This window comes from Rubrivirga aquatilis, assembly GCF_046845665.1.
Classification (GTDB): Bacteria; Bacteroidota; Rhodothermia; order Rhodothermales; family Rubricoccaceae; genus Rubrivirga.
In genome coordinates this window covers 629,810-642,601 of record NZ_CP177355.1, presented here as the reverse complement: position 1 = coordinate 642,601, position 12,792 = coordinate 629,810, and the positions used below count along the sequence as shown (strand labels likewise).

Annotated in this window: 14 protein-coding genes; 11 read left to right on the top strand and 3 right to left on the bottom strand. The window is 72.7% G+C overall.

Annotated features, from left to right (window positions below; translation table 11 throughout):
* Window positions 1-72: 72 nt before the first annotated feature.
* The 7 genes from tatC (at window position 73) to ACLII4_RS02670 (ending at window position 5,704) form a co-directional block, all read left to right on the top strand.
* Entirely contained in the window at window positions 73-1,050 is a 978-nt protein-coding gene (gene tatC / locus ACLII4_RS02700) for a twin-arginine translocase subunit TatC (protein WP_412069358.1), read from the top strand.
* Window positions 1,051-1,140: 90 nt separating this feature from the next.
* Complete coding sequence (locus ACLII4_RS02695; RefSeq protein ID WP_412069357.1) at window positions 1,141-1,584, top strand: hypothetical protein; 444 nt, start codon at window positions 1,141-1,143, stop codon at window positions 1,582-1,584.
* A gap of 195 nt (window positions 1,585-1,779) precedes the next feature.
* Entirely contained in the window at window positions 1,780-2,361 is a 582-nt protein-coding gene (locus ACLII4_RS02690; RefSeq protein WP_412069356.1) for an FG-GAP-like repeat-containing protein, read from the top strand.
* A gap of 92 nt (window positions 2,362-2,453) precedes the next feature.
* A complete protein-coding gene (locus tag ACLII4_RS02685; protein ID WP_412069355.1) occupies window positions 2,454-4,079 on the top strand; it encodes a S41 family peptidase in 1,626 nt (541 codons plus the stop codon).
* Window positions 4,076-4,525, top strand: coding sequence for a hypothetical protein (locus ACLII4_RS02680; protein ID WP_412069354.1), 450 nt, complete (start codon window positions 4,076-4,078; stop codon window positions 4,523-4,525). The genes ACLII4_RS02685 and ACLII4_RS02680 overlap by 4 nt, the downstream gene beginning before the upstream one ends.
* A gap of 111 nt (window positions 4,526-4,636) precedes the next feature.
* Window positions 4,637-5,449: a TSUP family transporter gene (locus ACLII4_RS02675; RefSeq protein WP_412069353.1), complete on the top strand. Its 813-nt coding sequence runs from the start codon at window positions 4,637-4,639 to the stop codon at window positions 5,447-5,449.
* A 33-nt stretch (window positions 5,450-5,482) separates the two neighbouring features.
* Complete coding sequence (locus ACLII4_RS02670; RefSeq protein ID WP_412069352.1) at window positions 5,483-5,704, top strand: hypothetical protein; 222 nt, start codon at window positions 5,483-5,485, stop codon at window positions 5,702-5,704.
* 56 nt (window positions 5,705-5,760) lie between these two features.
* On the opposite strand, the gene ACLII4_RS02665 is transcribed toward ACLII4_RS02670, so the two are convergent.
* Complete coding sequence (locus ACLII4_RS02665; protein ID WP_412061509.1) at window positions 5,761-5,976, bottom strand: dodecin family protein; 216 nt, start codon at window positions 5,974-5,976, stop codon at window positions 5,761-5,763.
* A 64-nt stretch (window positions 5,977-6,040) separates the two neighbouring features.
* Here ACLII4_RS02665 and ACLII4_RS02660 point away from each other — a divergent pair, with 64 nt between their 5' ends.
* From ACLII4_RS02660 to ACLII4_RS02650, 3 genes are all read left to right on the top strand, one after another.
* Entirely contained in the window at window positions 6,041-6,664 is a 624-nt protein-coding gene (locus tag ACLII4_RS02660; protein WP_412069351.1) for a class I SAM-dependent methyltransferase, read from the top strand.
* A gap of 175 nt (window positions 6,665-6,839) precedes the next feature.
* Entirely contained in the window at window positions 6,840-7,886 is a 1,047-nt protein-coding gene (locus tag ACLII4_RS02655) for a methyltransferase domain-containing protein (protein WP_412069350.1), read from the top strand.
* Between the two features lie 11 nt (window positions 7,887-7,897).
* Window positions 7,898-8,386 (top strand): LysM peptidoglycan-binding domain-containing protein, encoded by a 489-nt coding sequence (locus ACLII4_RS02650; RefSeq protein ID WP_412069349.1) that lies wholly within the window; start codon window positions 7,898-7,900, stop codon window positions 8,384-8,386.
* On the opposite strand, the gene ACLII4_RS02645 is transcribed toward ACLII4_RS02650, so the two are convergent.
* Complete coding sequence (locus tag ACLII4_RS02645; RefSeq protein ID WP_412069348.1) at window positions 8,383-8,952, bottom strand: M23 family metallopeptidase; 570 nt, start codon at window positions 8,950-8,952, stop codon at window positions 8,383-8,385. The genes ACLII4_RS02650 and ACLII4_RS02645 overlap by 4 nt on opposite strands.
* 26 nt (window positions 8,953-8,978) lie before the next feature.
* Window positions 8,979-9,851 (bottom strand): proline dehydrogenase family protein, encoded by an 873-nt coding sequence (locus ACLII4_RS02640; RefSeq protein WP_412069347.1) that lies wholly within the window; start codon window positions 9,849-9,851, stop codon window positions 8,979-8,981.
* 256 nt (window positions 9,852-10,107) lie between these two features.
* On the opposite strand from ACLII4_RS02640, the gene ACLII4_RS02635 reads away from it, so the two are divergent.
* On the top strand, window positions 10,108-12,753 hold the full coding sequence (locus tag ACLII4_RS02635; RefSeq protein ID WP_412069346.1) for a PAS domain S-box protein: 2,646 nt from the start codon (window positions 10,108-10,110) through the stop codon (window positions 12,751-12,753).
* The last annotated feature ends 39 nt before the right edge of the window (window positions 12,754-12,792 follow it).

The following is a 12,792-nucleotide window of genomic DNA, read 5'->3' as shown; positions in this document are numbered from 1 at the left end:
CCCCCTCTGCCGCTCGGCGCGTGCGTACCGTGTACGGCGGACCTCGTACCCGCCCCGGAGGGGCGATAAGCCATGGACGTCTGGCGCTCCCGGACTCAGAAGGCTCGCGCCTCCGGCGACGGCGCGACGGACCCGATCCGCCTCGACCAGGCGCCCCCGCCGGCCCCGCCCGCCGTGCTCGGCGCCCTGCCCGAGCACGCGCCGACGCCCGAGGAGATGCCGTTCCTCGACCACCTCGAGGAGCTCCGCTGGCGGATCCTCAAAGCGCTCGCGGGCATCCTGCTCTGCGTCGGCGCCTGCCTGTTCTTCACCCAGTGGATCATCGACCAGATGCTGCTGGGCCCGACGCGGGCGGACTTCTTCATGTACGACGTGCTCCGGCTGAGCGCGGTCGATATCGTGCTCCAGAACCGGACGGTGACGGGCCAGTTTTTCGCCTTCTTCGGCACCGTCATCGCGGCGGGCGTGGTGCTCGGCTCGCCGATCGTGGTGTACCAGACGTGGCGGTTCATCGAGCCCGGGCTCTACCCCGAGGAGCGGCACGGCCTGCGGTTCGCGGCCGTCTTCGCGACGTTCTTCTTCGCGCTCGGCATCTCGTTCGGCTACCTCATCATCGCGCCGATCGCGCTCCAGTTTTTCGCCCAGTTCCAGATCTCGGACACCATCGTCAACGAGTTCGACATCTCGAAGTACTTCTCGATGCTGCTGACGTGGGCGTTCGGCGCCGGGCTCCTCTTCGAGCTCCCGGTCGTCGTCGTTGTGCTCGCCAAGGTCGGCGTGCTGACGCAGGAGATGCTGCGGTCGGGCCGGAAATACGCCATCGTCGCCGTGCTCGTCGTCGCCGCCTTCTTGACGCCGCCCGACCCGTGGAGCCAGCTCCTGATGGCCATCCCGCTGATGGGCTTGTTCGAGCTGTCGATCTGGATGACGGGCGTCGTCGAGCGCCAGCGGGCCCGTAAGGAGGCCGCCGAGGAGCGCGCGGCCGAGAAGCGCCGCCAGCGGATCGAGGCGGAGCAGGCCGCCCGCGACGCCGGCACGCCCGACGCCTAGCGAGCCTGCGGGCCTGGGCAGGGGGCCTGAGATGGACCTGGTGGGCCAAGCCGCCGAGCCCTAGACTGTCGCGCATCCTCCCGCCTTGCTATGCGCCTCGCTCTCGTCGCCCTCGCGCTCGTCCTCGCCGCCTGCGACACGACCGCACCCGTCGCCCCCGACGATCTCTCACGCGTCGACGTGACGACGCTCTCGCAGAATGCCCGTGCCCTCGTCGGCACGTGGAATCTCGAAACGTCCACGACGAGCGGGCAGATGGGAACGCCAACGACCCTGCGGGCCACCGGTGAGAGCTTGGTCTTCCGCGAGGGCGGCTCGGTCGAGATCCATCGCCGGGACGACGGCGGCGAGGCGACCGTGGTCACGCTCGATTACCGCGTCGGCCCGCTCGACTACAGCGACGAGACGCAGAGCGAGGCGCCAGTCCTCTTCCTCGACGAGCGCGTCGTCCCCTTCGGCATTGCCGACGGCAGCACGCTGTACCTCGACGACCGCCCGGTCGACGGCGACCTGCGCGGGTACCGCAAGCAGTAGGTCCGCATCGAGCCCGAGGGGGACGAGGTACGTTGCCACGCGTGTCCCGCTTCCGCCCTCGTCCCACAAACGGCGTCGGCCCTGCTCGGGCTGGCGCTCGCCGTCGCGCCGTCCGCCCAGGTCCGCGCGCACCAACCCATCAGCGCCGTCGACGGCGGGTTCGGCGGGCCGCTCGCCGACAGCGACCGCTTCGGCGTGGCGGCGGCCCCTCTCGGCGACCTCGACGGCGACGGGCGCCCGGAGCTGGCGGTCGGGGCGTACGGCGATGACGGTGGGCGTGGTGCCGTATGGGTCCTGTCACTCCGCTCCGACGGGACCGTCCACGCGGCTCGGCCAATCCGCCTCGACTCCGCACCCGGCGACCGGTTCGGGACCTCCGTGGCGGCACTCGGCGACCTCGACGGAGACGGCGGCGCGGACCTCCTCCTCGGGGCCCGACTGGCGGATATCCGCGGGCCGACGCGGGGCGCCGCGCGCGTCCTGTTCACCGGCTACCCCGTGGCGACAGCCTCTCGCCCGGCCACGTTCCACCTGACGATCGGCCCGTCTCCCGCGCAGGGCCCGGCGACCGTCCGGTTCGCGCTGGCAATTCCGGGGCGCGTCGAGGTCGAGGTCGTCGACATGCTCGGGCGGACGTGGGCGACCTCCGCCAGAAACCTCGCCTCCGGTTCGCACCGGCTCGCGCTCGACGCCAGCCGGTGGCCGGCAGGGCTGTACGTCGTCCGCCTCTCGGCCGCTGGCACCAGCGGGGCGCGTGCGCTCGTGGTCGTGCGCTGAAGGGCGGGCGCCACCCATCCTCCCTCGCGTCCGAGGCGGAGGGCGCTAGCGGGCGGCGCGCGTCGTTAGCCTCCGGCCCCGACCCTCCGCTCATGCGCAGCCTCGCCCTCGTCGTCCTCGTCGCCCTCCCGCTGGCGGCCCCCGCCCTCGCCCAGGGCGTCGACTTTTTCGCCGTCCGCAAAAGCTTCGGGCTCTACGGCACCGTCTACGAGACGCTCGCCTCCGAGTACGTCGACGCCATCGATGCCGAGGCGCTCATGCGGGCCGGCATCGGCGCCATGACCGGCTCGCTCGACCCGTACACCGTCTACTACGACGAGGCGACGGCCTCCGCGAGCCGCTTGCAGCAGGGCGGCGACGTGGGCGGCGTCGGCGTGGTGGTGGCCGAGCGCGGCGAGCGGCTCGTCGTGGTCTCCGTGCTCGACGGGTCCGACGCCGAGCGGCAGGGGCTCCGGCCCGGCGACGCCGTTGAGACGCTGGCCGGGCAGCCGGCCGCAGATCTCGACGTGCGCCGCGCGAACACGTTGCTACGCGGCGAGCCCGGCTCGACGGTCGCTCTCGCGGTCGTGCGCGAGGGCGAGCCCGACCCGCTCCGCTTCGTGCTCGTCCGCGCCGGCGACCCGTCGAGCGAGGTCACGTATTCCGGCTTCCTGGGCGACCCCGCCGACGGCGTCGCCTACGTCCGCTTGGGCCGCTTCATGGCCGACGCCTCCGGCCAGGTCGGCGGTGCTATCCAGGCGCTCCAGGACGAGGGCGCCGTGCGCGGCGTCGTGCTCGACCTGCGCGGCAACCCGGGCGGGCTGCTCTCCGAGGCCGTCGCCATTAGCGGCTTGTTCCTCCCGCCCAACACGGTCGTGACCGAGACGCGCGGCCGCGCCGAGGGGACCGACCAGACCTATCGCACCGAGGTGGGCACGGCGTTTCCCGACCTCCCCATCGCCGTCCTGACCGACGGCACGAGCGCCTCCGCGAGCGAGATCGTGGCCGGCGCGCTCCAGGACCACGACCGGGGCGTCGTCGTCGGCGAGACCACGTTCGGCAAGGGCCTGGTCCAGGTCGTCCGCCCGATGCCGTATGGGACGGCCCTCAAGCTGACTGTGAGCCGCTACACCACGCCGTCCGGCCGCGAGATCCAGCGGCTGACGTATGCCCAGGGGCAGGACGCCGTCGAGGCGGGCGCGGGGCAGGCGTTCGCCACCGCCAGCGGGCGGCCCGTCCGAAGCGGCGTCGGCATCGAGCCCGACGTGCCGGTCTCGCTCGGCGACGAGTCGGAACTGGAGCGAGCACTCGTCCGCTCGGCCGCGTTCCTGCGCTTCGCCAACGCCTTCGCCGCCGAGACCCCCGACCTGCCCGCCAGTTGGCGTGTCGACGACGCCCTGCTCAACCGCTTCCGAGCCTTTGTCGAGGCCGAGGGCGTGAGCTACCGCACCGACGCCGAGCGCACCGCCGACGCCCTCGCGGAGGACCTGGAGGCGGCCGGGTATGCTGGCGCCGACGACGCCTTGCGAGACCTGCGAACGGCCGTCGCCCGCGAGAAGGCCCGCGACTTCGAGCGCCACGCGCCCCGCTTGCGCGCCCGCTTGCGGACGGAGATCCTGTCCCGCTACGTCGGCCAGCGCGCCCAGACCGTCGCCGCGCTCGCCCAAGACCCCGTCGCCGCCGAGGCCCGGCGCCTCGTCCTCGACCCCACCGCCTACGCCCGCGCTCTCGGGCGATGAGGTGGGGCCTGCTGATCGGCGTTGCCATTTCCCTCGTCGTGGGGATTCCACCGCCGGACGGCGGTGGGCTTGCGGACCGGATCGCGGACCGGGTTCAGCAGGGTGACGGGGCGGTCGTGGATCTCGCGGCGCTTGCGCCGTTCGAGTGGGATCGGCTCTACATCGTCGGGCCCTATGTGTCGCAGGGGGTGTTCGAAGCCCAGACCGGAGTCGACTGGCCGTTCTGGTGGCGATGGGGATGGATCGACTGGCTCGATGACCGGGTCCTGCTGGTGTTCGCCGACGAGGACGAGGCGGTCGCAGCCGTTGAGCTCGAGCGACAGGATGGGATGATGACCCCGACGGTCGACGGTGCCCGCCAGCGCAGCTTGCGTCCGCAAGACGCCCGCTTCATCGTGGAGTTCAGAGAGGGCGCGTTCTTCCCCGGCCTCACCCCCGCTCACTGACCATCGGGCCATGGAGCGCGTGGGAGCGTGGCCGTCGCGCCTGCCCCCGTCCCCGCATCGGAGCCCATGCGGCCACACCGCGTAGGCTCCGCCCTCTCCCCCCGGCCGTCCATGCTCCTGTTGTTGATTGTCGCCGGCGCCGTCGGCGGGTTCGTAGCGGGGCTGGTTGGGGTCGGGGGCGGCGTCATCTTCGGGCCCGTCCTGTTCTTCGCCTTCCAGGCGATGGGCATCGAGGACCCCGTGCTGACCCCGCTCACGCTCGGGTCGAGCCTGCTCTGCACGTTCGCCGCGGCCGCCTCCGGCGCCGTCGCCCAGGCGCGAGCGGGCGCCATCGACACGCGCACCGCCCTCACCGCTGGAGGGCTCGCGGCCGTCGCCGTCGTCGTGGTCAGCCGGTTCGTGGCGACCCAGCCGTGGTACGACAAGACCGCCTTTCAGCTCGTGCTCGGCGTGCTGCTCGTCGTCGTCGTGGTCCGGATGCTGCTCAAAAAGGACCGCGCCGACACCCTGTCGACCGCCGGCGCGCGGCGCGGAATCGGCCCGCTGGCGGCGACGGGGCTCGGAGCCGGAACCGTCTCGGCGCTCGCGGGCGTCGGCGGGGGGGTCGTTTTGGTGCCCGCCTTCAGCGGCGTCATCCGGCTCCCGTTGAAGGTGGCCGCCGGGACCTCGACGGCCGCCATCGTGCTCATCACCGCTGTCGGCGTCGTCACGTACGCCGTGCTCGGGCAGGGCCAGCCCGTTCCCGACGGCGCCCTCGGCTACGTGGACTGGCCGCGAGCGGCCGCCCTTGCGCTCCCCGCCGTCGTCACCGCCCACTGGGGCGTCGCTACGGCCCACCGGATCGACGTCCGCGCGGTCCGCCTCAGCTTCGCCGCCTTCGCCGCGATCGTGGCGGCGCGCCTGCTGTGGAACGCCCTGCTGTAGCCGGGGTCTACGGCGTCCCTTCCCTGCTCTGCCATGCGTGCCTTGCTGCTGGCCGCCCTCCTGATGGCCGGATGCGCCGACGACCCCGCCGACGTCGTCACTATCGAGGGCGTCGATCCGGTCGAGACCGACGGCGACCTCGCCCCCGACGACGCGCTCGCGCCCGACGACACCGACCTCACACCCGAGGTCGAGGTCCGTCCCGACGCGATGCTCGAACCCGACGCGACGCTCCAGCCCGACTCGACGCGCTAAAAAAGCGCCCCGCTGACCCGAAGGCCGGCGGGGCGCGAGACCTGCGGGCCCGGGCCCTACATGTCGTCCTTGCTCTTGACGATGAACGTCACCTTGCAGTGGACGCGGAACCGGCCGGCCTCTTCCTCGCCGGGCTCGTAGATGAAGTCCTCGACGTAGACGCTCTGCACGCCGCGAACCGTCGCCGACACCTCGGTGTAGGCGGTCTTGACGGCGTCGTCGAAGCTCTTGTCGGAGACGGCGGAGACCTCGATGATCTTTGCGATAGCCATGGGAGAATGGGTGGGTGAAGGGGACGCATCTACGACGGCCACTCCCCCCGGGGTCCGACGGGGCTTGCGCGCGCGCCTCTTTGCCTGGAGCCTGAGCCACGCCGACGCCGCCCAGCGCCGCCTCTACGCCGCCCGCAAGCGCCCGCTCTTCGAGACCATCGAGGGCCGAGACGGCGCGCCGCCCGTCGTCGTCGAGATCGGCGCGGGGACCGGCCTCAACGCCCGCCACCTCCCGGCCGGCGCGCGCTGGGTCGTCGTCGAGCCCAACGTCCACTTCCACGACGACATCCGGGCGTCGGCGGCCGCCCACGGGCTCGCGCTCACCCTCTCCGCCGGCACCGCCGAGGCGCTCCCCCTCGCGGCGGGCGCCGCCGACGCCGTCGTGAGCACGCTCGTCCTGTGCTCCGTCGCCGATGTGGATGCCGCGCTTGCGGAGGCCCGGCGCGTGCTCCGCCCCGGTGGCCGGTTCGTGTTCGTCGAGCACGTCGCCGCGCCCTCGGGCAGCATGCGGCGCGGGTGGCAACGCGCCTTGCGCGCGCCGTGGGGCGTCGTCGCCGACGGCTGCCGCCCCGACCGCGAGACCGGCCGCCGCATCGAGGCCGCCGGCTTCGCCTCGGTCGCCCTCGAGCCCTTCGACGCCGACCTGTTTTTGGTATCGCCCCACATCGCCGGCGTGGCGACCGCGTGACTCCGCCTCGATGGCGCGAAGCCGACGACGCGAGGTCGACGGAACGGGTGCCCCTCCCCCTCCGCGTCCCTCGAAAGGGCGCTCCCCCTGTCGGGCGGCGCCGCATTCTCGGGCCCCGGGGTACGACCGCCCGCGCTCGCCGAGTCTATCCTCCTCCCGCCCCCACCCTCCCCGCATGGACACCCTCCTCCACGACCAGGTCCGCGAGTACTACGGCGAGACGCTGAGCGCGACGACCGACCTCAAGACCTCCGCCTGCTGCACCGAGGAGGCCGTCCCCGAGCACCACAAGCCGATCCTGTCCCTGCTCCCGGACGAGGTGCTGAGCAAGTTCTACGGCTGCGGCTCGCCGATCCCCCCCGCGCTCGACGGCTGCACCGTCCTCGACTTGGGCTGCGGGACGGGCCGCGATGCCTTCGTCGCCGCCGCGCTCGCGGGCCCGACCGGCCGCGTCATCGGGGTCGACATGACGGAGGCCCAGCTCGACGTGGCCACGCGGCACCGCCAGGCCGTCGCGGATGCGCTCGGCCACGACGCGCCGACGACCGAGTTTCGGCTGGGCACCATTGAGGACCTGGGCGCCCTCGGCATCGCCGACGGCTCCGTCGACGTGGTGATTTCGAACTGCGTGCTCAACCTCGCGCCCGACAAGGGCCCCGTCTTCGCCGAGATCGACCGCGTGCTCAAGACGGGCGGCGAGCTCTACGTCTCCGACGTGTTCGTCGACCGCCGCCTGTCCGACGAGGTCAAGGCCGACCCCGTGCTCGTGGGCGAGTGCCTGGGCGGGGCGCTCTACACCGAGGACTTCCGCCGGATGATGGCGGCGCTCGGCTGGGCGGACGTGCGGACCGTCACCGAGCGGCCGCTCGAGGTGGACGACGCCGAACTCCGCGACCGGCTCGGGAATGCCCGGTTCGTCTCACGCACGATTCGCGCCTTCAAGCTGCCCGACCTCATCGAGGACACCTGCGAGGACTACGGGCAGGTGGCCACGTACCGCGGCGGCGTCGAGGGCCAGCGCCACGCGTTCGTACTCGACGACCACCACCGCTTCGAGGTCGGCCGCCCGATGCTCGTCTGCGGCAACTCGGCCGCGATGGTCCAGAACACCCGCTACTCGGCGTTCTTCGACGTCACCGGCGACCGTTCGACGCACTTCGGCCTGTTCGACTGCGCCCCGGCGGCGTCTGCCGACGACGTGCCTGCCGGGAGCTGCTGCTAACCCCCGTACCGATGACCCGCCTGCTCGCCGCCCTCCTGCTGCTCGTCGCGCTCGCGCCCGCCGCCGGCGCCCAGGTCGCCGACCGCCTCGCCGACCTCCGCCTCGCGACGGCCGTCCGGCTCGCGCTCGTCGAGGACGGGCGGACGCGGACGCTCGACGTGACCGTGCTCGCGCGCGACGGCGCGGTGACCGTCATGGGCGAGGTGCCGCCGACGCGCCAGGCGACGGCCCACAGCGTCGCCCGAGCCGTCCCCGGCGTCCGCTCGCTTGCGGGGCTGGCGACCGACACGCCCGCCGGCCCGACCGTCACCGTTCAGCCCGTCTCGGACCGGCCCGCCGCCAGCGGCGACGCCTCCGGGCCGCTGTACCACACCGTCGAGCGCGGCGACACGCTCTTCGGGCTCGCGCGGCGCTACGACACGACCGTCGAGACCATCCTGGCGCTCAGCGCCGAGCGCTCGACGACGATCCGCGTCGGCCAGCGCCTGCGCGTCCGCTAGCCGCGAGCGGCGCGGCCGTAGAGCGTGCTCTGCTCAAGCAGGCGGTACGGGTTGACGGGCGTGCCCCGCCCGCGCCCGCTCCGCCGGAGCACCTGGAAGTGGAGGTGGGGCGGCGTGCTCCGCGCGTTCCCCGTGTTGCCGACGGTCCCGAGCACGTCGCCCTGCCGGACGGTCTGCCCGACCTCCAGACCCGGCGCGTAGCTGTCGAGGTGGGCGTAGTAGAAGTCGTAGTCGCCCCCGTAGCTCCGCAGGTACACCACCTTCCCGCCCAGGCGGTTCGTGTGGATGCGGACGATCTCGCCGTCCGAGATGGCCAGCACCGGCGTCCCCCGGGGTGCCATGATGTCGATGGCCCGGTGCGTCCGGCCGCCCGAGCGCCGCGCCGTGAACGTGTCGTCGAGGTCGTCCGGCGCCATGCCCTCGACGGGCACCAGCAGGCGGTCGGCCGAGAACGACCGCGCGGGCGCGGCGTCGGCGACCGTCCGGACCGGGATCGGGACGCCCTGCGCGAGCGCGGGCAGAGCCAGGACGGCCGCGAGGGCGGCGCAAGCGACGAGTCGGAGCACGGGCGACGAAGCGGTGTGCTAAAAAACTAGCCCTTCACCAGCGCCTTGAGCACGAAGAAGACGTTTTCCTTGCGCTCGCGGATGCGGCGGGAGAAGTAGGGGAGCCACTCCGTCCCGTACGGCACGTAGACGCGCATCCGGTAGCCGTCGGCGACCATCTGGCGCTGCGTGTCCGGGCGCAGGCCGTAGAGCATCTGGAACTCGAAGTCGTCGCGCGAGACGCCGCGCTCGTCGGCCAGCTGGCGGACGGCCGCGATCAGCTCGTCGTCGTGCGTGGCGATGCCGGGGTAGCGGGCGCCGGTCAGCAGCGCTTGGGCGTGCTGGCGGTAGTGCCAGCGGATGGTCGGCATGTCCTGGTGCGCCAGCGACGCGGGCTCCTTGTAGGCCCCCTTGCACAGGCGGACGCGCGCGTCGAGCTCGCACATCCGGGCCACGTCGGCGGCGGTCCGGTGGAGGTAGGCCTGCAGGACCGGCCCGACGTGGTCGGGGAAGTCGGGGTAGACCGCCTCGAAAAAGTCCAGCGTGGACTGGGTGATGTCGGTGCCCTCCATGTCGAGCCGGACGAAGAGGTCGGCGTCTCGGGCGCGCGCCAGCAGGTCGCGCAGGTTCTGCTCGCACGTGTCGCGGTCGATGACCTGCCCGATCATGGACAGCTTGATCGAGATGCCGACGGCCTCCGGCGCCACGCCGCGCGCGTCGCGGTACGCCGCCAGCCGCTCGACGAGGTCGCCGTAGGCGTCGGCGAAGCCCTGGGCCTTCGTCCGGTCGTGGACGTGCTCGCCCAAGAGGTCGAGCGTGATGAAGAGCCCGTCGTCGAGGAGCGGGTCGAGCGCGGGGAGCGCGGTCTCGAGCGTGGGGCCGGCGACGAAGCGGCGGGCGAGGGCGAACGGGAGGTGCATGCGGATGGAGTCTGAGCCGCAAAACTACCCCGCCGCGCGCACGGCGACCCGCGGGCCGGAGCGAACCCGGGCGTTCCCGATGTACCCACGGATTCGCGCAGAGCGCCCGTGCGGGACTCGCACACAGGCGCTGCCGGGGCCTATCGACCCCACGGAAAGCGCCCTCTGTGGAACGGTGTGTGCCTTACTCAGAGCGCCCCGCCCGGGGCCGTCTGATCTACCAATCGGACGCCCATCCGTTACGAATCGAACCACCATGCCCGTCGATCCGTCTCCTTCCGCCCGATTCCGCGTCAAGTCGCTCGTCGACGGGTGGATCGATCCGGTCCGCCGGCCCGAGACGTCGCGCGAGCTCCGCCAGGCGCGGATCGTCGTGGTCGAGGGCTGGCTCGCCCTCCTGGCGTACTCGATGCTCACCGTCGCCCTGTTGTGGGGGGGGCAGGTCCCACTGATCCCCTTCGTCGAGGTGGCCGTGTCGGTCGTGCTCACGATCGCCGCGCTGGCGATGGTCCGCTGGGGCGGGCGCGTCGAGCCCGCCGCGTGGATCTTGACGTTCTGCCTCGCGCTGACGCCCATCTTCCAGGCCTCGGTCGACCTCGGCATCCGCGACCCCGCCCTCGCCCTCGTCATGCTAGCGCCGATGGCCGGCGCGCTGACGTCGGGGACACGGCTGGCGATGGTGAGCGCCGGCCTCGGCGTGCTCGGCGCCTTCTTCCTGTTCGGCCTCGACGTGCTCGGCCTCGCGCCGGAGCCGTTCTCGACCCCTGCCGAGGCCGCCAGCTATGCGATCGCGATGGTCTCGATCGGGTCCATCTTGTCGGCCACGGCCGGCGTCCTCTACGCCCGCCACACGCGCCACGAGCTGGTCGAGGCCGAGGGCCAGTCGACCCGTCTCGACGCTGCTCTCCGCGCCTCCGAGACGCGGTACCGCTCGTTGTTCGACCACATCCCCGTCGGGATGTACCGGACCGCCTCGGACGGCCGCGTGCTGCTCGCGAACGCCACGCTCGCCCGCTTGATCGGCGCGCCCAGCCCTGAGGCCGCCCGCGCCTACAACGCCTCCGACTTCTACGTCGACGTGGCCGACCGGACGCGCTTTCGCGAGACCATCCTCCGCGACGGCCACATCCGCGCCTTCGAGACGCGGTGGCGCCGACCGGGCGGCGACATCCTCCACGTCCGCATCGACGCCCGGGTGGCGCTCGACCCCGACGGCCAGCCGCTGTTCTACGAGGGCGCCGTCGAGGACGTGACCGCCGAGCGCGAGGCGCGGATCGCGCTCCACCGCAGCGAGGCCCGTTTCAAGGCGCTCGTCCAGCGCTCCACCGACGTGGTGGTCGTGGCCGACCGCGAGGACCGCTTTACCTACGTCAGCCCCGCCGTCGCCTCGCTCCTCGGCCGCGCCCCCACCGCCCTGCTCGGCACCGACCTCACCGCGCTCGTCCACGCGGATGACCGGGCGGCCGCCCAGGCGTTCCTGGCCGACACCCGGGCCGGCACGTCCGCTCCGAGCGTCGAATTCCGGCTCCACCACGCCGACGGCCACGACGTGTTCGTCGAAGGCGCCGCGACGGCCCTCTACGACGACCCCGCCGTCGAGGGCTTGGTCCTCAACCTGCGCGACGTGACCGAGCGCAAGCGCGCCCAGGCCGTTCTCGTGCAGGCCAAGCGCCAGGCCGAGGAGGTGGCCGCGCTCAAGAGCGCCTTCCTGGCCAACATGAGCCACGAGATCCGGACCCCGCTCACCGCCATCCTGGGCTTCGCCGACGTGCTCTCCGACGAGGTCACCGACCCCGTTCAGAGCGAGTTCGTCGAGCTCATCGCCCGGAGCGGGCGTCGCTTGATGGACACCTTGAACTCCGTCCTCGACCTGGCACGGCTGGAGGCCGGCCGGGGCGGGCTCGCCTCCGAGTCGCTGGACCTCGGGGCGCTGGCGGAGGAGACCGCCGAGATGTTCGGCCCCGCCGCGTCGGAGCGCGGGCTGTCCATCGGGATCGACGTGGCGCCGGGCACGCACGCCGTCGTCGCCGACGAGGCCGCCCTCGCGCGTGTGCTCCACAACCTGATGGGCAACGCCATCAAGTTCACCGACACCGGCGGCGTGACCCTGGAGGTCCGCCCCACCGAGGGCCGGGTGCTGGCGATCGTCCGCGACACCGGCATCGGCATCGACGATGCGTTCCTGCCCCGCATCTTCGGCGAGTTCGAGCAGGAGTCGACCGGCTCGGGCCGCAAGTACGAGGGCGCCGGGCTCGGGCTCGCGCTCTCGCGCCAGCTCGTCGACCGCATGGGCGGCACCATCACCGTCGAGAGCGAGAAGGGCGTCGGCACGGCCTTTATCGTCTCCCTCCACGCTGCCGACGTCGCCTCCGTCGCCGACGCGCGGCCTCTGGTGCTGGTCGTCGACGACAACGAGCAGTCGCGCGAGATCGCCCTCCACACGCTCGGCGACACCTACCGCGTGGCGCTTGCCGTAGACGGCGACGGCGCCCTCGATGCCGTCCACGGCGAGCGCCCGGCCGCGGTCATGCTCGACATCCACCTCGGCTTGTCGATCTCGGGCGAGGACGTGATGCGCCAGCTCCGCGACTCGGAGGCCTTCGCAGGCCTCCCCATCATCGCCGTCACGGCGTATGGGCTCCCCGGCGACCGCGACCGCTTCCTCGCGGCCGGGTTCGACGCCTACCTGACCAAGCCCTACACCCGCATCGACATCCACGAGACCATCGAGGGGGCGATCCGCGCCCGCGAGATTCGCGTCGCGGCCGGCCGCGCCCCGAGCCCGGCGTCGCGCGCCTCGGCACCGGGCGGTGGCGTGTACCTCACGCAGTCGACCGAGGCCACGTCTCCGGCCCCGGCTCCCCGGCAGCCCACCGTCCGCAACGACGGCCCCGGGATGTAAGCGCACCGGCACGCGAGCCCGAAGAGCGTCGGCGTGCCG